This is a genomic window from Cognatishimia coralii (assembly GCF_037478305.1).
Taxonomy (GTDB): domain Bacteria; phylum Pseudomonadota; class Alphaproteobacteria; order Rhodobacterales; family Rhodobacteraceae; genus Cognatishimia; species Cognatishimia coralii.
Window position 1 is genome coordinate 82,569 of record NZ_JBBGAZ010000006.1, and the last position, 20,842, is coordinate 103,410.

General features: G+C 56.5%; 19 protein-coding genes and 1 other RNA gene. 13 read left to right on the forward strand and 7 right to left on the reverse strand.

Going from position 1 to position 20,842, the window contains the following annotated elements; all coding sequences use genetic code 11:
* Positions 1 to 139: 139 nt before the first annotated feature.
* Entirely contained in the window at positions 140 to 667 is a 528-nt protein-coding gene (locus WG622_RS11985) for a protein-tyrosine phosphatase family protein (RefSeq protein ID WP_339403803.1), read from the forward strand.
* Here WG622_RS11985 and ffs read toward each other — a convergent pair.
* An RNA gene (gene ffs / locus WG622_RS11990) (signal recognition particle sRNA small type) lies at positions 667 to 765 on the reverse strand. The genes WG622_RS11985 and ffs overlap by 1 nt on opposite strands.
* A gap of 46 nt (positions 766 to 811) precedes the next feature.
* The gene (locus tag WG622_RS11995) at positions 812 to 2,635 is read right to left on the reverse strand and encodes a 5'-nucleotidase C-terminal domain-containing protein (RefSeq protein WP_339403804.1); all 1,824 of its coding nucleotides are present in this window, start codon (positions 2,633 to 2,635) and stop codon (positions 812 to 814) included.
* Between the two features lie 182 nt (positions 2,636 to 2,817).
* On the opposite strand from WG622_RS11995, the gene nudC reads away from it, so the two are divergent.
* Positions 2,818 to 3,777: an NAD(+) diphosphatase gene (gene nudC / locus WG622_RS12000; protein WP_339403805.1), complete on the forward strand. Its 960-nt coding sequence runs from the start codon at positions 2,818 to 2,820 to the stop codon at positions 3,775 to 3,777.
* Between the two features lie 65 nt (positions 3,778 to 3,842).
* Entirely contained in the window at positions 3,843 to 4,316 is a 474-nt protein-coding gene (locus WG622_RS12005) for an SRPBCC family protein (RefSeq protein WP_209357412.1), read from the forward strand.
* Here the strand turns inward: WG622_RS12005 and WG622_RS12010 are convergent.
* Both WG622_RS12010 and WG622_RS12015 read right to left on the reverse strand, forming a co-directional pair.
* A complete protein-coding gene (locus tag WG622_RS12010; RefSeq protein WP_339403806.1) occupies positions 4,313 to 5,776 on the reverse strand; it encodes a sulfatase-like hydrolase/transferase in 1,464 nt (487 codons plus the stop codon). The genes WG622_RS12005 and WG622_RS12010 overlap by 4 nt on opposite strands.
* A gap of 17 nt (positions 5,777 to 5,793) precedes the next feature.
* The gene (locus WG622_RS12015; protein ID WP_339403807.1) at positions 5,794 to 6,633 is read right to left on the reverse strand and encodes a prephenate dehydratase; all 840 of its coding nucleotides are present in this window, start codon (positions 6,631 to 6,633) and stop codon (positions 5,794 to 5,796) included.
* A 116-nt stretch (positions 6,634 to 6,749) separates the two neighbouring features.
* Here WG622_RS12015 and WG622_RS12020 point away from each other — a divergent pair, with 116 nt between their 5' ends.
* The 5 genes from WG622_RS12020 to WG622_RS12040 all read left to right on the forward strand — a co-directional run bounded on the left by WG622_RS12020 (position 6,750) and on the right by WG622_RS12040 (position 13,178).
* On the forward strand, positions 6,750 to 7,277 hold the full coding sequence (locus WG622_RS12020; RefSeq protein ID WP_339403808.1) for a c-type cytochrome: 528 nt from the start codon (positions 6,750 to 6,752) through the stop codon (positions 7,275 to 7,277).
* A 235-nt stretch (positions 7,278 to 7,512) separates the two neighbouring features.
* The gene (locus WG622_RS12025; RefSeq protein ID WP_339403809.1) at positions 7,513 to 9,405 is read left to right on the forward strand and encodes an extracellular solute-binding protein; all 1,893 of its coding nucleotides are present in this window, start codon (positions 7,513 to 7,515) and stop codon (positions 9,403 to 9,405) included.
* Positions 9,406 to 9,412: 7 nt separating this feature from the next.
* A complete protein-coding gene (locus WG622_RS12030; protein WP_339403810.1) occupies positions 9,413 to 10,492 on the forward strand; it encodes a microcin C ABC transporter permease YejB in 1,080 nt (359 codons plus the stop codon).
* Entirely contained in the window at positions 10,492 to 11,601 is a 1,110-nt protein-coding gene (locus tag WG622_RS12035; RefSeq protein ID WP_339403811.1) for an ABC transporter permease, read from the forward strand. The genes WG622_RS12030 and WG622_RS12035 overlap by 1 nt, the downstream gene beginning before the upstream one ends.
* The gene (locus tag WG622_RS12040) at positions 11,598 to 13,178 is read left to right on the forward strand and encodes an ABC transporter ATP-binding protein (RefSeq protein WP_339403812.1); all 1,581 of its coding nucleotides are present in this window, start codon (positions 11,598 to 11,600) and stop codon (positions 13,176 to 13,178) included. The genes WG622_RS12035 and WG622_RS12040 overlap by 4 nt, the downstream gene beginning before the upstream one ends.
* A 76-nt stretch (positions 13,179 to 13,254) precedes the next feature.
* Here WG622_RS12040 and WG622_RS12045 read toward each other — a convergent pair whose 3' ends face one another.
* Together WG622_RS12045 and WG622_RS12050 are read right to left on the reverse strand one after the other, a co-directional pair.
* Complete coding sequence (locus WG622_RS12045) at positions 13,255 to 14,631, reverse strand: D-alanyl-D-alanine carboxypeptidase family protein (protein ID WP_438839167.1); 1,377 nt, start codon at positions 14,629 to 14,631, stop codon at positions 13,255 to 13,257.
* A gap of 188 nt (positions 14,632 to 14,819) precedes the next feature.
* Positions 14,820 to 15,527, reverse strand: a complete 708-nt coding sequence (locus tag WG622_RS12050; RefSeq protein WP_339403813.1) for an HAD family hydrolase — start codon at positions 15,525 to 15,527, stop codon at positions 14,820 to 14,822.
* Positions 15,528 to 15,616: 89 nt separating this feature from the next.
* Between WG622_RS12050 and clpS the strand changes: the two genes are divergently transcribed.
* The 4 genes from clpS to hemF are packed head-to-tail and all read left to right on the forward strand — an operon-like array spanning position 15,617 to position 18,712.
* Positions 15,617 to 15,955 carry an ATP-dependent Clp protease adapter ClpS gene (gene clpS, locus WG622_RS12055; protein WP_339403814.1) on the forward strand — a complete coding sequence of 113 codons (339 nt, stop codon included), beginning with the start codon at positions 15,617 to 15,619 and terminating at the stop codon, positions 15,953 to 15,955.
* Between the two features lie 30 nt (positions 15,956 to 15,985).
* Positions 15,986 to 16,969 carry a class I SAM-dependent methyltransferase gene (locus WG622_RS12060; protein WP_339403815.1) on the forward strand — a complete coding sequence of 328 codons (984 nt, stop codon included), beginning with the start codon at positions 15,986 to 15,988 and terminating at the stop codon, positions 16,967 to 16,969.
* 37 nt (positions 16,970 to 17,006) lie between these two features.
* The gene (locus WG622_RS12065; RefSeq protein WP_339403816.1) at positions 17,007 to 17,804 is read left to right on the forward strand and encodes an SDR family NAD(P)-dependent oxidoreductase; all 798 of its coding nucleotides are present in this window, start codon (positions 17,007 to 17,009) and stop codon (positions 17,802 to 17,804) included.
* A gap of 14 nt (positions 17,805 to 17,818) precedes the next feature.
* Positions 17,819 to 18,712: an oxygen-dependent coproporphyrinogen oxidase gene (hemF, locus tag WG622_RS12070; RefSeq protein ID WP_339403817.1), complete on the forward strand. Its 894-nt coding sequence runs from the start codon at positions 17,819 to 17,821 to the stop codon at positions 18,710 to 18,712.
* Here the strand turns inward: hemF and hemC are convergent.
* On the reverse strand, positions 18,709 to 19,665 hold the full coding sequence (gene hemC / locus WG622_RS12075) for a hydroxymethylbilane synthase (protein WP_339403818.1): 957 nt from the start codon (positions 19,663 to 19,665) through the stop codon (positions 18,709 to 18,711). The genes hemF and hemC overlap by 4 nt on opposite strands.
* A gap of 101 nt (positions 19,666 to 19,766) precedes the next feature.
* Here hemC and hemE point away from each other — a divergent pair, with 101 nt between their 5' ends.
* On the forward strand, positions 19,767 to 20,801 hold the full coding sequence (gene hemE, locus WG622_RS12080; protein ID WP_339403819.1) for a uroporphyrinogen decarboxylase: 1,035 nt from the start codon (positions 19,767 to 19,769) through the stop codon (positions 20,799 to 20,801).
* The last annotated feature ends 41 nt before the right edge of the window (positions 20,802 to 20,842 follow it).

The window sequence follows — 20,842 nt, forward strand, 5'->3', positions numbered from 1 at the left end:
GAAGATACGCGTTAAGATCCTCGGGCGGTTCCTGAAAACACTATGCCTTGCCTTTTTTGACGTCCGTTTAGATTAGAGGTTATGGATGTAAAATTTCGCGCTAAGGTTGAAGTGCGGTGAGGTAGACGCGGGCTTTGGGATGTCAGACTTTGCAATTTATTCTTTAGACGCAGGCAAAGGCCTTTTGGCCTTGTCGCCCTGTCCGGGGTTAACCGGCGACTACGAATTGGATGCCGATCAAATTCAGGCGTGGCGACCATCATTTGTGCTCACCATGACGCCGCTGGCAGAACTTGAGCAGCTGGGTGCCGCCAAGTTCATGGCGGATGTCCCCACTTTTGGGGCGAGGTGGTTGCATTTTCCGGTCAAAGACTTCGGGTCGCCAGACGCCGCTCAGTCTCAGGCTTGGGCAGAGATTTCTGAAAAAATACGAAAGGCCTTGTTAGGCGGCGGGCGCGTTCTTGTGCATTGCCGTGGAGGCTGCGGGCGGTCAGGAATGGCGGTTTTGCGGCTTTTGATAGAGATGGGCGAACCGGTAAGCGATGCTTTGACCCGACTACGCTACGTCCGCCATTGCGCGGTTGAAACCGACGCGCAGTTCGACTGGGCGGTTGCCGGTCAATCTGCGGGTGTCGGAGAAGAAACGCCAAGTTCATCTGGCGTTTAAGGTGAGAGGCTGAACATCGACCCAAGCGGGACTCGTTACGGCTGCTTCCTTCCGGATCTGACCGGGTTGGCGAGGTGCTTGCCCGCGCCAACCTCTCAAATCGCTACATAAGCTTTGGAAAAACGGATTGCAAGCTGTGTTCCCCTAGAGGGACAGGCGAAATTTTCGATAGCCGCCAGCTGTCTCGCCCAAGTCTGTCAGGCGTTGCTTTAGATTGCTTGGGATGAAACGCAACGCGTCCGAGCCCGTTTTAAAAATTGCTGACGTTCCCGCCATAGGCGCGAATTGCCAGGAGGGCGCGGGTAGATAATTTTCGGTGAGACCTCGCGAAAAAAGCACCTGCATCCACGCGCGTACGTCTCGAAAAGGCAGGGGAATCCGGTTTCGGCTTGAGATATGGGGGAATTTACCACCTCCGCCTCCACGGTAGGCGTTGGTGACCAGGATCATTTCTGCATGCGGGTCCAAGGGCTCTCCGCTCAACGACAGATCGCAAATTCGGCTGCATGCTGCCTCTGAGAGTCGACGCCGATCGGGGGAATAAAGAGCGGGCTTTGACAGATCGATCTGGTAGCTAACGCCCAACAGGCTATCAAACTCATAGGTGGGAAACTGGTGATTCCACAGAGGCTGGTCTGGCTGATCAGGCAGTAACTGAAAAAAACCGCTGACAGAGGCTTCTAGCCAGTCTCGCGCTTGAGCTCCGGTGATTTTGAACGCGTCGATCGCGTTGAAATAGGGGTAGATATCATAGATTTCGCTGAGCGTGACAGGGCCAGCGGGCACGGCAGTGTAGCACTCTGGCCCGTCATGGCCCGCGCGAAACGGGCTAGCGGCGGTGACAACCGGTAGATCCATATAACCTAAGACCTCTAGCAACGGGGCAACGGCCATCTGTTTTGCTGCTGCCGCGAGCCGCGTGGCGGGGTCGCATTGAATGGCCGAGAAAAACGTGCCGATGTCGATCTCAGAGCTACCAACCTCGGCGGCAAGCGCGGTTTGAGCCCGCGTGATCCATGGTGCGGCGATCTCCAGGACATCTGGGTTTGCGGTTTCTGACACTTCGATATTTCGACATTCCGCGGTGACCCATGTCCAACCGCGTGGGCTCTTTTGCAGTTTCAAGTCAATGCAGCCGACGAATTTCCCTCGATCACCTGGCAGGACAAGCGGCATCACGCTGTCTTGGGATTGGCTTGGGTTTCTGGCACATAGTTTCCGCTCGCCGGGTTTTGGCGAAACGCTATGGGTGTGCCCGCAAATCACCAGATCTAGCCCCGGAATGGACGTGATGTCTGTGGCTAATGGATTCTTGGCCGCCTCGGCCTCTGAGGCCGTATCGCCCGCATGGCACAAGGCAAAGACCAAATCCGCGCCGCGAGACCGTAGTGACGTGACGCGCTCTACGGCGGTTGCTTGAAACTCATAGGCACGCGCCTGACCTTCTAGGTGAACCCTGCACCAGTCCAGCACCTGCGGCGGTATCAGTGAAAAAACGCCAATGGTGAGCTTGTGGGGCTGACCTAAGCTGTCGGTGAGCGATTTATTGATCAGCAGATCTCGCTCCCAGACATTTTGGTCGGTTTCTAGGTTGCTGCACACCAAAGGAGCTGTGGCACCAGACAATGCGTCTCGCAAGAAAGGGAGGCCAAAGTCGAATTCGTGGTTGCCCAGTCCGATTGCATCATAACCCATCTTGTTCATCACCTGGATCACGGGGTGATTTTCAGCGGGACCCAAAGCGCCGAAGGCCATCAGGTCGCACAGGGCTGTGCCTTGCAGGAAGTCCCCATTGTCAAAAAGCAGATGGTTGCTGTTCTCGGCCTTCAACAGGTTCAACGTCTTAGACACAAAGGCCCAGCCCGTCGTCTGACCACAGCCGCCTAGGTGGCCATGCATGTCAGTTGTTGCCAAGACTCGGAGGTCAATCGTTGGTTCAGACTGAGTTGACGTTGGGGAGGGGGTCAAAGTCGTATCGAAGGTTTGTTAACTATTTGATAATCAAATGAAGTAATCACTTCTTGAACCATGGCATGACACGCAAAAATCCCAAAGCGAAACTTTGGGTCAAGTCGTATTTCTCTGGATTTTCCGTTTGCTACGCCTCTCAGAATGCCTAGTTTGGCTCAAACGACGGGCAGGATCATTTCATGCAGCTTTTTGACAGTGTTACGTTTGGACCTTCTGGTTTAGATCGAGTCGCGCATTTGCGCACCGCAGAGGTTATAGCCGAGGCGTGCAACGGCGAACGTAAAGCGCACGCGATATGTCTGTGGCGCGGTAAACCCTTGATGTCCGGCGAGGATGCGCGCCGCTTGGTGCGGATTCCGACGGATCATCCGGTTTTCGAAGGAAATGCGTCGCCGATTGTTTTAGGGCAAGAAGATGACGGGCTTTGCCTGGCTTTCGACCTGTCTGGCTGGACGCCCGATCAAGACGTGGATCAGAGCTTTGTCGACCTGTCCGAACAACAGCATCCGGCCTTGCCTGCGGATCAGGTTTTCGCGGATTTGCGGGCTAATATGACCCGGCTAAATGCTCGCGACGCCGAGTTGGCCTCGACCGCGAAAGCCCTCTTTGAATGGCACCGTAGCCATCGGTTCTGCGCGGTATGCGGTCATAAAAGCGAGATGTCACAGGCCGGGTGGCAAAGAACATGCCCCTCCTGTGGCGCGCCGCATTTCCCGCGCACGGATCCCGTGGTGATCATGTTGATCACGAAAGGCGACTCCGTTTTGATCGGGCGCAGTCCCGGCTGGCCAGAGGGCATGTATTCTCTTTTGGCGGGCTTTGTCGAACCCGGAGAAACGCCAGAAGCCGCCGTGCGGCGTGAGGTGTTTGAGGAGGCCGGGGTCTCGGTTGGGCGTGTGGACTACCTTGGGTCGCAGCCCTGGGCCTTCCCAAATTCGCTGATGATGGGGTTCCGCGGCGAAGCGCTTGGCACGGATTTGAACATCGACCCAAACGAAATCGAGGATGCGATCTGGGTGCCTCGAGACGAGATGATGCAGGCCCTCGCCGGAGAGCACGCGTTTCTAAAACCCGCCCGCAAAGGCGCCATCGCGGAGTTTATCTTAAGACATTGGGTTGCGGATCGACTTGAAAGATAAAATGCGCCATACTGCGCGCATCATATCGAATACCCCACGTAAAAACAGATGGGACGCGAGCAGTCATGAAGTTTGAAACGATCGAAGATCTTGAGATCCCGCAGGCCGCAGCTTTTGAAATGCTGTCTGATTTTTCCTTTTTTGAACGCATGGCCATGCGCCGAGGTGCAGAGGTCACACGGCGCAATGGGGACGGGGCGGATGGCCTAGGATCTGCCTGGGATCTGAACGTGCCCTGGCGCGGCAAGACTGTGAAAATGCAGGTCGACGTGAGCCGTTTTGAAAAGCCCGAAGCGCTTGGTTTTCAAGCGGATGCGCCCGCCATTGAGGTGCAATTGGATATCGAACTGGTGGCGCTGTCTAATCACAAGACCCGTCTTTTGATGAAAACCGATATCTCTGCGAAAACCCTGACTGGACGCCTTCTGTTGCAATCTATGAAGCTGACGCGAGGCAAGATCGAGAAACGCATGGCGTCTCGTATCTCTGAACAATCGCGCAACCTCGAAAAGCGTTATCGCGAGACGCAAGCGGCTTAAAGTTCGGATAAATCATCTCTTTCAGTGCGCGCTTGCTCGTTAGGCGTGGGCGTGTGGTTGAATTGATATCCTGTTAAGCACGCTTCCTCCCCGCCGAGCTCGGCGATCCGCGCCTTTTGGTCGGCGAAGCATTGCGCGTTGACGGCTTCGGGATCGCAAATGATGCGCAAGCGTTTTTCGCCTTCTTTCAAGGCAGCAAGCGTTTCTGGGTGATTTGGCCGTTCGGTCGCAAGGTTTTGCAGCTCGTTCGGATCCTCCTTCAGATCGAACAACTGCGGGTCATGCCCGACGTAGTGCACATATTTCCAGCGATCCCAGCGGATCATGAAGGTGCCGGTCGTAGAGCCTCCGTCGTGATACTCACTCAGGACAGTTCTGTCGGGATCGTCCGGCTGATTGGCGATCTCGCGCAATGACACGCCGGGACATGCGCGGTTGTGCGCGTCGTTTTCAAGGCCGATGACGTCCACCGCGGTCGCCGCTAAATCGAGCAGGGACGTGGCTGTATTCACACGATGTCCGACCGGCACGCCCGGACCTGCCATGATCATCGGCACGCCTGCCGATTGCTCGTACATCACCTGTTTGGTCCAAAACCCCTGATCGCCCATCATGTCTCCGTGGTCCGAGACATAAATGACCACGGTATCCTCGGCCTGACCGCTGGCTTCCAGAGTGGTCAGAATGCGCCCCACGCAATTATCCATGAAGCTGGTGAGGCCATAATAGGCGGCCTTCGCCTCGCGGGTTTTCTGTTCGTCGAAATAGCGGTCGTAGTCAAAAAATTCCGCGACATTCTTGAGTTCGCTGTGCTCGGGGGGATTTCGGTTTTCATAGCCCACCGGCAGGTCGACTTTGTCCGGGTCATACATCTCATAAAATTTTTGGGGGCAGGTCAGCGGGTAGTGTGGGCTGACCAAGGATACAAAAGCCGCCCAAGGAGACTTGGACCCGGCTTTGTTTGCAAGCCAGTTTTCAGCGGCGGCGGTGATGTCGAGATCATAGTCGGTATAGCTGCTGTCGCCGACGCCGACATCTGCAGCCAGTTCGGATGCGGCGTCATAAGGCGGCAAGTTTTCCCGCAAAAGCCCGATCGTCCAACCGATTCCTCCGACCACATGCATCGGCAGAATCTCTTGCGAGAAGCCGTTGTCATCCTCGCCAGAGCGGAAATGTAGCTTGCCGATAGAAACAGTATCGATGCCGCTGTCTCGCAATTGGCGCATCCAACTGCGTGGCGTTCCGTCATAGGGCGTGGCGCTGTCCCAATTGCGCGTTTTGTGAACGTAGTCCCCTGTCGCAATCGCCGCCCGCGTTGGCACGCACATGGGCGAGGGCGTGTAGGCATTCCCAAAGAACGTCCCACGGGCCGCAAGTGCGTCCAGATTTGGAGTTTTGACAATCGGGTGGCCCGCACATCCCATCGCGTCTTTGCGATGCTCATCAGAGATGATGATCAATATATTGGGCGCCGATCTCACGTATGGCGCGACTGGGCAGCGGGATAGACGCCGAGGATATTCAGATAGCTCGTGAAATATCCCAGCTCATCCAAGGCCAGTTTCACGTTTTCATCCTCTGGATGGCCTTCCACTTCGGCGTAAAACTGAGTCGCCGTGAAGGAGCCATCCACCATATAGCTCTCGAGTTTGGTCATATTGACGCCATTGGTCGCGAATCCCCCCATCGCTTTGTAAAGCGCGGCGGGAATATTTCGGACCTGAAAGACAAAACTCGTGACCATGCCCTTTGGCGCGTCCCGACGTTCGAGTTGGGCCTCGGGTGACATGATCAGAAACCGGGTCGTGTTGTTGTCGTGGTCCTCGATGTGACGGGCGAGGACATCCAAACCATAGATCTCTCCGGCCAACTCGCTGGCCAAGGCAGCGTGGGCCTTGTTTCCCGCTTCAGCCACCTCGCGCGCAGCCCGCGCGTTGTCAGGGCTGACGCGTCCGCGAATGCCGTGCTCGGTCAGGAACCCTGCGCATTGAGGCAATAAAACAAGGTGTGAAAAGGCTTCTTCGATGTCTTCGATCTTCGCGCCCGGCACCGCAAGAAGGCTGATGTGAACCCGCACAAAGGCTTCATCAATGATGTGCAACCCGCTTTGAGGCAGCAGGCGGTGGATGTCCGCGACGCGCCCGTAGGTCGAGTTTTCAACCGGCAGCATTGCCAAAGCCGCTTCGCCGTTTTTGACAGCAGCAATGGCCTCTTCAAAGGTCGCACAGGGCAACGCCTCCATGTCTGGACGCGCGTTGCGGCAGGCCTCGTGGCTATAGGCGCCGGGCTCTCCTTGAAAGGCAATGCGTTGGGTCATGTTCAAAATTCCACTTTTTTCGCAAGAAGGGCGATTGGTCGCGGTAAGTATAGCTTGCGCAAGGTAGAAGGAAGCGGATAGATAGCCGTCAAACGCCACGAGACGGATAACGTAGCATGTTCGACACTATGACTTTGACCAAAATTACCGGCGCTTTCTGCGGTGCTCTGCTGATCTACCTTTTGGGTGGTTGGGCTGCGGAAACCATTTACCACATGGGTGGCGGCCACGGGAAGCACGGCGAAGAAGCCAAAGTTGGCTATAAGATCGAAGTTGCCGCGGCGGACAGCACTGCGGTCGTCGAAGAAGGCCCCTCTTTGGAAGAGCTTCTTGCAGCGGCAGATGTCGACAAAGGTGCGAAGGTCTTCGGCAAGTGTAAAGCGTGTCACAAGCTGGATGACGGCGCAAATGGCACCGGTCCTCACTTGTTCAATGTCGTTAACCGCGCGGTTGGTTCCGCAGACGGCTACGCCTACTCCGGGGCGATGGTTGCGGTCGCGGAAACTTGGACCCCAGAAAATCTGGACGCTTTCCTGACTAGCCCGAAAGGCTTCGCGCCTGGCACCAAAATGAGCTTCTCTGGTCTGAAGAAACCTGCAGACCGCGCAAACCTGATTGCCTATCTGCAGGGCGCGGGCAGCTAAGCTCAGCTTTTATAGATTTTCGGGAAAGGTCGGCGCCCTCGGGCTCCGGCCTTTTCTTTTGCGCGATTGGTGGGGGAACTTGGACAATCGCGGCGGCTTTGGGCGACTTAACGCGCAAATGCCGAAGATTTCATCGCAAGTTTATCATTCTCGGCTTGAGTCTGGTCGAGTCTGCAAATTACGTTACATTCCAAGAAATGCATGGAGACAGCCGTAAGCTGGGAGGATTTCGCAGATGACATCAGGTGCCAAAACCAAGGCCGTTTCGTGGGATTGGAAATTCTGGACCGCGAGCGCCAGTTTGATCGGGGTCGTCATGGCGGCCAGTTCTGCTTTCGCAGATGAGAATATCACCATCAGCCACGGCTATAACTTTTTTGGCGACCTGAAATACCCAGCCGACTATCAGCAACTGAACTATGTGAATGCTTCCGCGCCCAAAGGCGGAGAGATCGCGATCTGGGGCATGGGTACCTTTGACAGCTTTAACCCCTATACGCGCAAAGGCCGCGCAGGCGGCAGCCCGACGATTGGTCACGAGGATATCCTCACCACATTTGCCGATGATCCGACCGCCAGCTACTGCTTCCTTTGTGAAACCATGGAATACCCAGAAGACCTAAGCTGGGTCATCTTTAACCTGCGCGATGATGTGACATTCCCAGACGGCAAAGGCTGGAGCGCCGAGGATCTGAAGTTCACCTTCGACCTCTTTATGGAGCAAGGCCTGCCCAGTTTCCGCGCAGCCTTTGGAGCCTTTATCTCGGACGTCGAGATTCTGGACACGCACCGCATCAAATTCTCGTTCAACGCAGACAGCCCGGAACGCGACCGCATTGGTCTTGCCGGTATCTTCCCCGCCTTCTCTAAGGCGTGGTTTGAAGAAACTGGAGCGCGACTGGATGAAAGCTCTTTGGTGCCGATCATGGGCACGGGGATCTATGAGCTCGATAGCTACGAGATCAACCAGCAAGTCGTCTACAAGCGTCGCGATGACTATTGGGCCGAGGATCTGCCGGTGTCCGTCGGGCGCTACAACTTTGATCAGATCCGCGTTGAATATTTCGCAGACAGTGCCGCGGCTTTTGAGGGCTTTAAAGCCGGCGAATACACGTTCCGCAGCGAGAACAGCTCTAAATCTTGGGCGACCAGCTATAATTTCCCAGCGCTTAGCGACGGTCACGTCATCAAAACAGAGCTGCACAACGGCAACCTCGCGCAGGCACAGGGCTATGTGTTCAACCTGCGTCGCGAGAAATTCCAGGACAAACGCGTCCGCGAAGCCATCGGTTTGATGTTCAACTTCGAATGGTCCAATGAGTCTCTGTTCTTTGGCCTTTATGAACGCGTGAACGGATTCTGGGGCAATTCCGATATGGAAGCCCTTGGCACGCCGTCTGACGCAGAAATGGCTTTGTTGAAACCGCTCGTGGACGAAGGCTTGCTAAATGCGTCGATCCTGACGGATGAGGCGATCCTGCCGCCGGTGTCTGGCGCGCGTCAGCTGGATCGTGGCAATTTGCGCAAAGCCTCTGCATTGCTTGACGAAGCTGGTTGGGTTGTCGGCGATGACGGTATGCGTCGCAAAGACGGCGAAGTTCTAAGCGTCGAGATCCTTGATAGCTCGCCCGCCTTTGACCGGATCCACAATCCGTTCATTGAAAACCTGAAACGTCTGGGTGTTGATGCCGTGCTGAACCGTGTGGACCCTGCGCAGGAAACGGACCGCACACGCAGCTATGACTTTGATCTGACCACCCACGTCATGACACAGGGGCTGGAGCCGTCTACCGGCCTTGAGCAATGGTTCGGATCGGAAGCGCGCAACGAAAGCTCGCGCAACCTGATGGGTCTGAATAGTCCAGCTGTTGACCGTTTGATCGAGAACATCGTTGGTGCGACGACCAAAGAGGAAATGCGGGTCGGTGTTCGCGCCCTAGACCGCGTCCTGCGCGCGGAAGTCTTCTGGGTGCCTCAGTGGTTCAAAGACGTCCACACCGTCGCCTTCTATAATCAATACGGCTACCCAGATCCCTTGCCTGACTACGCGCGCGGTGAGCTTGATTTCTGGTGGTTTGAAGCCGACAAAAATGCTGAGCTTGTCGCAGCAGGTGTACTGGCGCGGTAAGACTTAAATGGGCGCGTATATTCTCCGGCGTTTGTTGTTCGTGATCCCGACTCTCTTTGGGATCATGGTCATCAACTTCACTCTTACGCAATTTGTCCCGGGCGGGCCGATCGAGCAGATCATTGCTCAGGCCCAAGGGGGTGGGGATGTGTTTGAAGCGATCTCGGGCGGAGGCTCCGAGGTTGCCGAGAGCGCTGGGAATGACCGCTATGTCGGCGCGCGGGGGCTGCCGCAGGAGTTCATAGACGAGCTCGAGCGTGAGTTCGGCTTTGACAAGCCGCCGGTCGAGCGATTCTTTACGATGATCTGGAACTATATGCAGTTCGATTTTGGCGAGAGTTATTTCCGAAAGATCGGCGTGTTTGAACTGGTGCTGGAAAAGATGCCGGTCTCGATCACGCTGGGCCTCTGGTCGACCTTGATTGCCTATATCGTCTCGATCCCTCTGGGCATCCGCAAGGCGGTCAAAGACGGCACGCCTTTTGATACCTGGACCTCGGGTGCGATCATTATCGGCTATGCGATCCCAGGGTTCCTGTTTGCGATCCTTCTGGTGGTGCTCTTTGCGGGCGGCTCTTATTGGCGCATTTTCCCGCTGCGTGGGCTGGTGAGTTCCGGTTGGGAAGACCTCAGCCTCTATGGCAAGATCATCGACTATTTCTGGCACATCACTTTGCCGGTTTTGGCCAGCACGATCTCTGCTTTTGCGACCCTCACTTTGCTGACCAAAAACTCGTTTTTGGACGAAATCAAAAAGCACTACGTCATGACCGCCCGCGCGAAAGGCCTGTCTGAAAGCCGCGTGCTTTACGGGCATGTTTTCCGCAACGCCATGCTGATCGTAATCGCGGGCTTTCCCGCGGTGTTCATCGGCGTCTTCTTCGGAGGCTCGCTGATCATCGAGACCATCTTCTCGCTGGATGGCCTTGGGCGGCTCGGTTTTGAGGCAGCCGTTGCGCGAGACTATCCGGTGATCTTCGGGACCCTCTTCGTCTTTGGTCTCATCGGTCTTGTGGTCGGGATCCTCAGTGACCTCATGTATGTCTTCATTGACCCGCGTATCGACTTTGAGAGGAGGGAAGGCTGATGTTCAAAATGTCCCCTCTGAACCAACGGCGTTGGCGCAATTTCCGCCGCAACCGCCGCGCCTTTTGGTCGCTGATCATTTTCTGTGTGCTCTTTGGCCTCAGCCTGATGGCCGAGTTCATCGCCAATGAAAAACCGATCCTCGTGCAATATCGCGGCGATCTCTATACGCCGATCTTCAAGTTCTATCCCGAGACGGCCTTTGGCGGGGATTTCCAAACCGAAGCCGGTTATCGCGATCCCGAGGTGAAATGCCTCATCGAGACCGGAGGGCTTGAGCTCTGTTTTGACGATCCCGAAGGCTATATCGAAGACGCCCAAGACGGCGTGATCGACGGCGAAGAGATTGAGAAAGGCTGGATGATCTGGCCGCTGATCCCTTATTCCTATACGTCTTCTGTCGAGCGCCCCGGCGCGGCCCCTCTGCCGCCCAATGCGCAAAACTGGCTTGGCACCGATGACACCAAGCGAGACGTCATGGCGCGGGTGATCTATGGCTTCCGATTGTCGATCTTTTTCACCCTGATCGTAACGACCTGCGCGAGTATCATCGGCATAATCGCCGGTGCGATCCAAGGCTATTTCGGCGGCTGGGTCGACTTAATCTTCCAGCGTGTGATCGAGATCTGGGGCTCTACACCAAGCCTATATATCATCATTATCCTCTTCGCGATTTTGGGACGAAGTTTCTGGCTCTTGGTGTTCTTAACCGTGCTCTTTGGCTGGACGGCTCTTGTTGGCGTCGTACGCGCGGAATTCCTACGTGCAAGGAACCTCGAATACGTCCGCGCCGCCAAAGCCTTGGGCGTCAGCAACTGGACGATCATGTTCCGCCACATGCTGCCTAATGCGATGGTCGCGACGCTGACCATGCTGCCGTTTATCGTAACAGGCACGATCTCGACCCTCGCGGGACTTGATTTCCTCGGCTTTGGTCTGCCGTCCTCGGCGCCCTCGTTAGGTGAACTAACTCTACAAGCGAAACAGAACCTCCAGGCCCCGTGGCTCGGCTTCACCGCCTTCTTCACCTTCGCCGTTATGCTGTCGCTTTTGATCTTCATTTTCGAAGGAGTGCGCGATGCCTTTGACCCACGAAAGACCTTCTCATGAGTATCCTAGAGGTCAAAGATCTGCGTGTTGGCTTCCGTCAGGACGGTCAAACCTTTGAGGCGGTCAAAGGCGTGTCCTTCTCTCTGGATCGCGGAGAGACGGTGGCTTTGGTCGGGGAATCCGGGTCTGGTAAGTCCGTCACCGCGCTGTCGACCGTTGCGATGCTGGGTGAAAGCGCCTCGGTGTCTGGGTCCGTCACCTATGATGGTCAGGAAATGGTCAGTGCTGACGAAAAGCTGCTGCAAAAAGTGCGTGGCAACGACATCAGCTTTATCTTCCAAGAGCCGATGACCTCGCTCAACCCGTTGCACACATTGGAAAAGCAGCTCGGAGAGTCCCTTGCGCTCCACCAAGGTATTGTCGGAGACGACGCACGCAGCCGCATAGTGGATCTGCTTGTAAAAGTCGGAATCAGAGACCCTGAAGAGCGTCTGAAAAGCTATCCGCATCAGCTGAGCGGTGGGCAGCGCCAACGCGTCATGATCGCCATGGCCTTGGCGAATAAACCTGACATCCTGATTGCGGATGAACCGACAACGGCCCTCGATGTGACCATTCAAGCCCAGATCCTCGAGTTGCTCGCAGACCTCAAGAAATCCGAAGGCATGGGGCTGTTGTTCATCACCCACGACCTCGGCATCGTGCGCCAAATTGCCGACCGAGTCTGCGTCATGAAAGACGGAGAGATTGTCGAAGCTGGCCTAGTCTCAGAGATCTTCGCCAACCCGCAACACGACTACACCAAGACGTTGCTGAGTGCCCGAGCAGTCGGTGCGCCTGATCCTGTGTCGGACGATGCTGATGTGGTCGCCCAAACCGACGAGCTGCGCATCTGGTTTCCTATCCAACGCGGCCTTTTGCGTCGCACTGTTGGCCATATCAAAGCAGTCAACTCAGCTTCGGTGACCGTCAGGGCAGGCGAAACGCTCGGCATTGTGGGCGAAAGCGGGTCGGGCAAAACAACGCTCGCGCTTGCGATCATGCGTCTGATCGGCTCGGAAGGTCCAATTCGCTTTCAGGGTAACGACATACGCAACCTGAAAACCCGTGAGCTCCGCGCCTTGCGCAAAGACATGCAGATCGTTTTCCAGGATCCTTTCGGAAGCCTCAGCCCGCGCATGACCTGCGAACAGATCATCGCCGAAGGGCTTGGCGTACACGGAAAACCCGACGGGCGCGACACGCGCGTGTTGGTCGGCGAAGTGATGGAAGAAGTTGGGCTCGATCCCGCCACGATGGATCGCTACCCGCATGAGTTCTCAGGCGGCCAGCGCCAACGCATCGCCATTGCTCGCGCCATGATTTTGCGACCGAAATTGCTGGTGCTGGATGAGCCAACCTCGGCATTGGATATGACGGTGCAGGTTCAGATCGTGGACCTCTTGCGAAACCTGCAAAAGAAGTACGACCTTGCCTATCTCTTCATCAGCCACGACCTCGATGTGGTGCGCGCAATGAGCCACAAGATCATGGTGATGAAACAAGGCGATGTGGTGGAAACCGGCACGGCGTCCGAGATCTTTGAGGCGCCCAAAACCGACTACACCAAAGAGCTTCTCGCGGCGGTGCCAGCCTAGGATTTGAGTACTTGGGACAAGATGAAATCCGCCTCTTTCTCTTGCCAAAAATATCCAAATAGCAACGCGTGGGCGCTCAGCTTGGCCCGATCATGAAGCAAGAAATTTGCCGCGCTTGCAGGCGGCGACAGGCGAGGTCTGCGGTTTCGCGGGACAGGCCCATGAAGTTCGCGTCAAACCCCCGGCTCGACTTGACCACTTTGCGCAGGGATCCATCCAGTGTGTTGATCTCTGACAGGGCCGTCTTGAGCAGCATTTTCTCGGCGGCGTAGCGGCTGGTGTAGCGTCCGACGTTGATACCCCAATGGCGACCGCCAGATGTGGTTAGGCGCGTAACAACCTGAGGCTCCTGATCCTCAACAATAAGCGGAGCAGGGCGTGTTGGTTCTTTGTTCACCAGCGATGCGCTTTTGGCTTCTTGAAGCGCGTCTTCGATGCCTAGGTTGATGGCATTGGGATCCACCTCCGCAATCAGAGGCGCAGCGGCGGGTGTTGCGGCTGATCCGGGGCGCAGCTTAGGGCGCAGGCTTTTCTTGATAGCGGTCGCGACGCGCACGGTTTTGCTACCTACGGATTGGTTCGGGGACCCGTTATAGACCGGCAAAGCGGGCTTGCGCAGGGCGACGCGGCTTGGTGCACGTTTGAAGCCCAGGTCCAGAAGTTCCGCCACGCGAGCATTCCGCGTCGCTGTGGAGCGACCGCCGAAGACCGTCGCGATGATACGCTCACTACCGCGTTCAGCCGAAGCTACTAGGTTGAAGCCAGCCGCGCGGGTGTAGCCTGTCTTGATACCATCAGCACCGCGATAAGAGCCCAGCATGCGACGGTTGGTATTGGCAACTTCGCGCACGCCGGCATAGGTCGAGGTGCGTGAGAAGAGGTTGTAGTACTGCGGATAATCATAGAGCAGATGCCGCCCCATGGTCGTCATGTCACGGGCAGTCGACAGGTGACCGGATTCCGTCAGGCCATGTGCGTTGCGAAATGTGGTGTTGGACATGCCGAGTGCTTTGGCCGTGCGGTTCATCCGGCGGGCAAAAGCCGCTTCAGAGCCGGAAATCGCTTCGCCAATTGCAGTGGCCGCGTCATTTGCCGATTTCACTGCTGCTGCGCGCACCAGATAGCGCAAGGCAATGCGTTGACCGGATTTCAATCCGAGTTTCGAAGGGGGTTCCGCCGCCGCGTGCTTAGACACGCGCACCTTGGTGTCCATGGTGATTTCGCCGTTTTTGACCGCTTCAAAGGCAATGTAGAGCGTCATCATTTTGGTCAGAGAGGCCGGGTGCAGTCGGGTGTCAGCGTTGCGAGAATGCAGGACTTCGCCAGAGCGCGCGTCGATCACCATCGCCGCATAGGGTGCTGCGATAGCTGGGGTCACGAACCCCAAAAACAACAAGAGTGACGCAAGAATCGCCAACCCGCGATGGGTCGGACTGCTGCTCCGATCCTTCACTGCTTCTGCCTTTACTGCCTCGATGCCGTTTCTTCGGCGAATTTTATTGAGATCAATCTACCACAGAGCGAGAATCGAATAAACCCTTTGATTCATTTACTTTTCTGGAAATTAAAGTCCGGTAAATCCATATTTAGTGGTGAGCTTGAAGCCGGATACCATATGGGCGAAATTGCCTTGGCGCGTATTTACGCTTTCGAAATCTCATCAACCAAGGCTGGAAGCCCGTTCAGCGCCTCAATCTGCCGATATCTTGAGTGACCGTCCGGCGGAGTGGCCACTTCGAGAGCCCAGGTTAATCCATGCGGAACATGAATGCCCCATCCGCCTGCGTCGACCATCGGTACAACATCGGATTTCATCGAGTTGCCGACCATCATGCCGAGATCGGCACCGTCTCCGTGACGAGCAAAGATGTCTTCATAGACGGACTGACGTTTGTCCGAGACGATTTCAACACCGTCAAACAGATCGCCAAGGCCTGATTGCGCGAGCTTGCGTTCCTGATCCAAGAGGTCTCCTTTGGTGATCAAAAGAACGCGATGGTTTTCCGCACAATGGGCGACGGCTTCGGCGGCATGGGGCAAAAGATCAATCGGATGGTTAAGCATCTCGCGTCCGGCTTCCATAAGTTCAGCGATCACTGCGGCGGGCACACGTTCTTCTGTGACCTCAATCGCGGTTTCGATCATCGAAAGAACAAAGCCTTTCACGCCAAATCCATAGTGACCTAGATTGCGTTTCTCGGCCTCCAAAAGCCGTTCTTCGAGGTGATCCTGTTCCGCAAAATCCGCCAAAAGCTCTGCGAATCGGTCTTGGGTCATGCGGAAAAACCGCTCGTTGTGCCAAAGCGTATCGTCTGCATCAAAGCCGATAGTTGTGAGTTTTCCGCCCATAATGCCCTGCAATTGCTGCCCAACCTCTTTTCTAAACGGAATGTTAAGCTATATACAGCCTTCATCATCTGGGACGGATAGATTTGACCATGATTTTGGAACCGCTGCGCATGTCTATGAACAGTGACGACGATGCCGATACAGGCGTCGCGGTCAAAACCCGTGCCAAAACCAAACGCCCACCTTTGTATAAGGTGCTGCTGCTCAATGACGACTACACGCCGATGGAGTTTGTGGTTCAGATCCTTGAGCGGTTCTTTGGCCTGACCCACGCCCAAGCGTTTGAGATCATGCTGACGGTTCACAAAAAAGGCGTCGCCGTTGTTGGCGTGTTCAGCCACGAGATTGCGGAAACCAAAGTGACTCAGGTCATGGATTTTGCCCGCCGCCATCAGCACCCGCTGCAATGCACCATGGAAAAGGAGTGATCTGAGCCCGCGCGCTCGGATCAGAGTCGGATGGCAAGTGAACGTCTTACGCTCGCGCTTGAGTCGGGGCAGGTGGTTTTGCCTGATGAAGGTCAGATTGCCGTCTTTGGGCCAAGCAATTTGGCGGATATCGCTGAGATCCCCAAAGACCGTGCTGTGATTTTGCAGCCGTTAAAACCGGCCCATGATGTTTTTGCGGCGGCGGGTTATGACTGTGCCATAGAGCCCGATGGTGATTTTGCAGCGTCAGTTGTTTTCCTGCCGCGTGCCAAGGCGTTGGCGCAGCTGCGGGTTGCGCAGGCCGCCGCGCTGGGTGGGCCTGTTTATGTCGATGGCCAAAAGACCGATGGCATCGACAGCATGTTGAAGGCCTGTAAGAAACGCGCCGATGTCGCCGGAAGTTTTTCCAAGGCGCATGGCAAATTGTTCTGGTTCGCGGGCGGTGATTTTGCGGACTGGCAGAACGACGCCCCTTCTGAAGTCGACCAAGGCTTTCAAACCCGCCCGGGTGTGTTTTCCGCGGATGGGATTGATCCGGCGTCTAAGGCGTTGGCGGCGGCACTGCCTGAAAAGCTTGGCAAACAGGTTGCCGATCTGGGTGCGGGCTGGGGCTATCTGTCTCGCACAATCCTGACACGCGGCGAGGTCGAGGACCTCTATTTGATCGAAGCCGATTACGCGGCCCTCGAGTGTGCCAAGGCCAATGTCACCGACCCGCGCGCTTCATTCCATTGGGCCGATGCGACCACGTGGGAACCCCGAGCGCGGATGAACACGGTGGTTATGAACCCTCCGTTTCACACAGGGCGTGCGGCGGATCCTGATCTGGGCCGCGCCTTTATCGCGGCGGCGGCACGTATGCTCGCGCCGACGGGTCAGCTCTGGGTGGTAGCCAATCGGCACCTGCCCTATGAGGCAACGCTTGAAGCACATTTCGCCAAAGTCGAAGAGGTAACCGGCGACAATCGGTTCAAAATCCTGCGCGCCGAACGGCCCGCTCGCGCGCGGCGCTAATTCCGCGTAAGTTTTCTCAGAATCAGAGGGCGAGGCCATGTCTTTTTCTATCGCGGGTAAGACCGCCATTATCACCGGCGCAGCCAACGGGATCGGCCTCGCGGTGGCGCGGGAATTTGCGGATCGCGGTGCGAATGTCGTGATGGCGGACATGGATGACGAACAATTGTCCAAAGAGGTCGGAGACTTTCCCGACAGCTCCAATGTCATTCACTTCGCCGGCGACCTGCGCGAACGCCTCACCATCGCGAATCTTCTTTCGGCCACCGTCGATGCCTTTGAGCGTGTCGATATTCTGGTCAACGCCAGCCGCCAGATCCTGATGACGGATCCTTTGGACATGGATGACGACTCGGTTGAGACCATGCTGAGCCAAAACCTCATGACCTCGCTGCGGCTGTCACAAGCGGTGGCCAAGCGCATGATCAAGCAAAATGAGGATGAAGAGGGTGCGGCAGGGGCCATTGTGAACCTCTCGTCTATTGCGGCCTGCCGGACGCAGCCCAACCTGATGGGCTATTCCATGGCAACAGCGGCTCTGGATCAGATGACGCGGGGACTGGCGACGGCACTGGCAGAACATCAGATCCGTGTGAATGCGGTGGCAATCGGCTCGGTCATGAGCGCGAGCATGCAAAACACGCTCAAGGAACATCCCGAGTATCGCAAGACCATCGAGGACAACACGCTACTTGGTCGCATTGCCCCTGCCGCCGAAGTCACCGATACCGTGCGCTATCTGGCGTCCGACGCGGCGGGATTTGTCACCGGTCAGGTGATTACGGTCGATGGCGGGCGCACTTTGATTGATCCGGTGCAAACTCCGGTTCACTAACCTAGGAGTCCCCGATGTCTGAGGATCTGTCTCAAGAAAAAGCACGCGCGAGTGCCTGGTTTCGCGAGCTGCGCGATACGATTGTCGCTGCGTTTGAAGGTCTAGAAGACAGCCATTCCGAAGGGCCTTTCGCGGATCAGCCTGCGGGGCGGTTTGAAGTCACTGAAACCAAACGCTCTGCCGAGGATGGCTCGGACGCGGGCGGAGGCCTGATGTCCGTGATGCGCGGCGGTCGCGTGTTTGAAAAGGTTGGTGTGAACGTCTCGACCGTCTACGGCACCTTGGGTGAACGTGCGCAGAACGCGATGGCAGCGCGCAAGGGCATTCCTGGGATGAAAGAGGACCCGCGTTTTTGGGCCAGCGGCATTTCCCTCGTGGCGCATATGCAGAACCCGCATTGTCCGGCGGTTCATATGAACACGCGGATGTTCTGGACTCCGCATGCGTGGTGGTTCGGCGGCGGCTCTGATCTGAATCCTTGCCTTGAGTATGATGAAGACACGGCGCATTTCCACGCGGTGCAAAAGGCCCATTGCGACCAACACGGAGAGGCGCATTACCCGCGTCTCAAGGCCTGGGCGGATGAGTATTTCTTTGTCCCGCATCGCGGTCGCGCGCGGGGTGTTGGCGGGATCTTTTTGGATGACCATTGCACCGGCGATTGGGAAGCTGATTTTAGTTTCATCCAAGACATTGGCCGTGCGTTTTTGCCGGCCTATCAGCCTTTGGTCGAAAAACGTCGGGGCGATGATTTCGGAGAAGCCGAGAAAGATGCGCAGCTTGTGCACCGTGGGCTCTATGCCGAATATAATCTGGTCTATGACCGGGGAACTAAGTTTGGCCTAGAGACGGGTCATGACGCCAATGCGGTGCTCATGAGCCTGCCGCCTTTGGCGAAATGGGTCTAGCGCCAGCTAAAGAAATCTGACGGGGCTTTGGCGAGGATCTCTTCGCCAAGCTTTGTGCCTAAGTCGACGGCACCAGCCACAGGCGCACGACCCTCGGCGGTCAGCCGTTCTGATCCGTCCGGTTGCAAGATCTCTCCGCGCAGTTGGATTTCATCACCTTCAATCACTGACAACGCGGCAATCGGTGTTTCACAGGACCCGTCCAGTTTCGCAAGGAACGCGCGTTCGCAAGTGACGCGGGCTGCGGTTTCGGGGTGGTGGATTGCAGCCAGCATGTTTGCGGCACGTAGATCGTCCGCGCGATGTTCGATCCCAATCGCGCCCTGTGCCACCGCTGGCAACATTTCATCGGGTTCAATTGCGGCGGTCGCGCGGTCTGTCATACCCAGACGGGTCAGCCCGGCCATCGCCAGAAACGAGCAATCCGCCACGCCATCTTCGAGTTTTTTCAAGCGTGTCTGAACATTGCCGCGAAACTCGACCAGCTTCAGATCAGGGCGAATTTGCGACAGCTGCGCACGGCGACGCAATGACGACGTCCCAACAATCGCTCCCTCAGGCAGCTCGGAAATTGATTTATATTTCAGAGAGATAAACGCATCCCGCACGTCCTCTCGTGGCAAAAACACATCTAGCACCAGACCCTCAGGCTGCACCGTCGGCATGTCCTTGGTCGAATGTACCGCGATGTCGATATCACCGCGCAGCATGGCCTCTTCGATCTCCTTGGTGAAAAGTCCCTTGTTGCCGATCTCTTTCAAAGGGCGATCCGCGTCGATCATCTGGCGATTGTCACCGGTGGTTTGAATGACCACGATCTCAAAGGCTTCTGCCCCCAAATCATGCGCAGCCATCAGCCGATCCCGCGTTTCATGGGCCTGTGCCAATGCCAAAGGCGAACCACGGGTGCCGATTTTCAACGGCGCGTCAGAGGAAGGGAGTTTGATCGTCATGGCCGAACCTCTACCCGCGTCCCATTGTCCTGACAAGCACCGCTGCACTTGACATCTTGTCGCTGGCGCTAGACCTAACCAAAGACTTTGCGAGGTGAACTATGGCGCAGCAAAAAACAATTCTACGAGCCCTGGCGGGCGAGACCCTGCCAACCCCTCCAATCTGGATGATGCGTCAAGCTGGGCGTTATCTGCCGGAATACCGCGCGACGCGTGCGCAGGCCGGGGATTTTCTGTCGCTCTGCTATAACTCCGAGCTGGCCGCCGAGGTCACGTTGCAGCCGATCCGTCGCTATGGTTTTGATGCGTCGATCCTCTTCGCGGACATCTTGCTCTTGCCGCAGGCCTTGGGTGCGGACCTTTGGTTTGTGACCGGCGAGGGTCCACGTTTGTCCACGATCGACAGTCAGGCGGACTTCGACAAACTGCTGCCAGTGGATGCAATCCACGATACGCTGAACCCGATCTATGAAACCGTGCGGATCCTGCGCCGGGAATTGCCCACGGAAACAACGCTCATTGGTTTCGCCGGAGCCCCTTGGACCGTTGCGACCTATATGATCGCTGGTCGAGGCACACCGGATCAAGGCCCGGCCCATGCTTTGAAAGACACGAACCCCGCACTGTTTGATCAGGTGATCGACCGCCTGACAGAAGGCACGATCCTCTACCTGTCCGAACAGATCAAAGCAGGCGCCGAAGTGGTGAAGCTCTTTGACAGCTGGGCAGGATCGCTCAAAGGCGCGGATTTTGACAAATACTCGCTGGACCCCATCAAAAAGATCATCGCGGCATTAAAAGCGATGCACCCTGAAACGCCCATCATCGCTTTCCCGCGTGGGGCAGGCGAACGCTATGCGGGCTTTGCCAAAGCCACCGGCGCGGATTGTGTGGCCTTTGATGACGCGGTGACGGCGGAATGGGTTGCGCAGAATGTGCAGACCGACGGCTGCGTGCAAGGCAATCTTCAATCGTCCCATATGGTGACCGGTGGGGATGATCTGGTTTCCGAGACGCGCCGCATCTGTCAGGCGCTGTCCAAGGGGCCACATATTTTCAATCTCGGCCACGGCATCACGCCTGACGCGGACCCCGAGAACGTTCAGCTCATGATCGACACAGTGCGCGCAGGCTAAACCTGCGCCACAACGTACAATGACAGGCATCGCATTTTTGC

Bases quoted from the DNA above. Each gene is read 5' to 3' on its own strand.
- hemC (WP_339403818.1), bottom strand. From the start codon at position 19,665: ATGACGATCAAACTCCCTTCCTCTGACGCGCCGTTGAAAATCGGCACC.
- nudC (WP_339403805.1), top strand. From the start codon at position 2,818: ATGCAGCTTTTTGACAGTGTTACGTTTGGACCTTCTGGTTTAGATCGA.
- hemE (WP_339403819.1), top strand. From the start codon at position 19,767: ATGGCGCAGCAAAAAACAATTCTACGAGCCCTGGCGGGCGAGACCCTG.
- WG622_RS12025 (WP_339403809.1), top strand. From the start codon at position 7,513: ATGACATCAGGTGCCAAAACCAAGGCCGTTTCGTGGGATTGGAAATTC.
- WG622_RS11985 (WP_339403803.1), top strand. From the start codon at position 140: ATGTCAGACTTTGCAATTTATTCTTTAGACGCAGGCAAAGGCCTTTTG.
- WG622_RS12050 (WP_339403813.1), bottom strand. From the start codon at position 15,527: ATGGGCGGAAAACTCACAACTATCGGCTTTGATGCAGACGATACGCTT.
- WG622_RS12035 (WP_339403811.1), top strand. From the start codon at position 10,492: ATGTTCAAAATGTCCCCTCTGAACCAACGGCGTTGGCGCAATTTCCGC.
- WG622_RS12020 (WP_339403808.1), top strand. From the start codon at position 6,750: ATGTTCGACACTATGACTTTGACCAAAATTACCGGCGCTTTCTGCGGT.
- hemF (WP_339403817.1), top strand. From the start codon at position 17,819: ATGTCTGAGGATCTGTCTCAAGAAAAAGCACGCGCGAGTGCCTGGTTT.
- WG622_RS12015 (WP_339403807.1), bottom strand. From the start codon at position 6,633: ATGACCCAACGCATTGCCTTTCAAGGAGAGCCCGGCGCCTATAGCCAC.
- WG622_RS12060 (WP_339403815.1), top strand. From the start codon at position 15,986: ATGGCAAGTGAACGTCTTACGCTCGCGCTTGAGTCGGGGCAGGTGGTT.
- WG622_RS12040 (WP_339403812.1), top strand. From the start codon at position 11,598: ATGAGTATCCTAGAGGTCAAAGATCTGCGTGTTGGCTTCCGTCAGGAC.
- WG622_RS12030 (WP_339403810.1), top strand. From the start codon at position 9,413: ATGGGCGCGTATATTCTCCGGCGTTTGTTGTTCGTGATCCCGACTCTC.
- WG622_RS12065 (WP_339403816.1), top strand. From the start codon at position 17,007: ATGTCTTTTTCTATCGCGGGTAAGACCGCCATTATCACCGGCGCAGCC.
- clpS (WP_339403814.1), top strand. From the start codon at position 15,617: ATGATTTTGGAACCGCTGCGCATGTCTATGAACAGTGACGACGATGCC.
- WG622_RS12005 (WP_209357412.1), top strand. From the start codon at position 3,843: ATGAAGTTTGAAACGATCGAAGATCTTGAGATCCCGCAGGCCGCAGCT.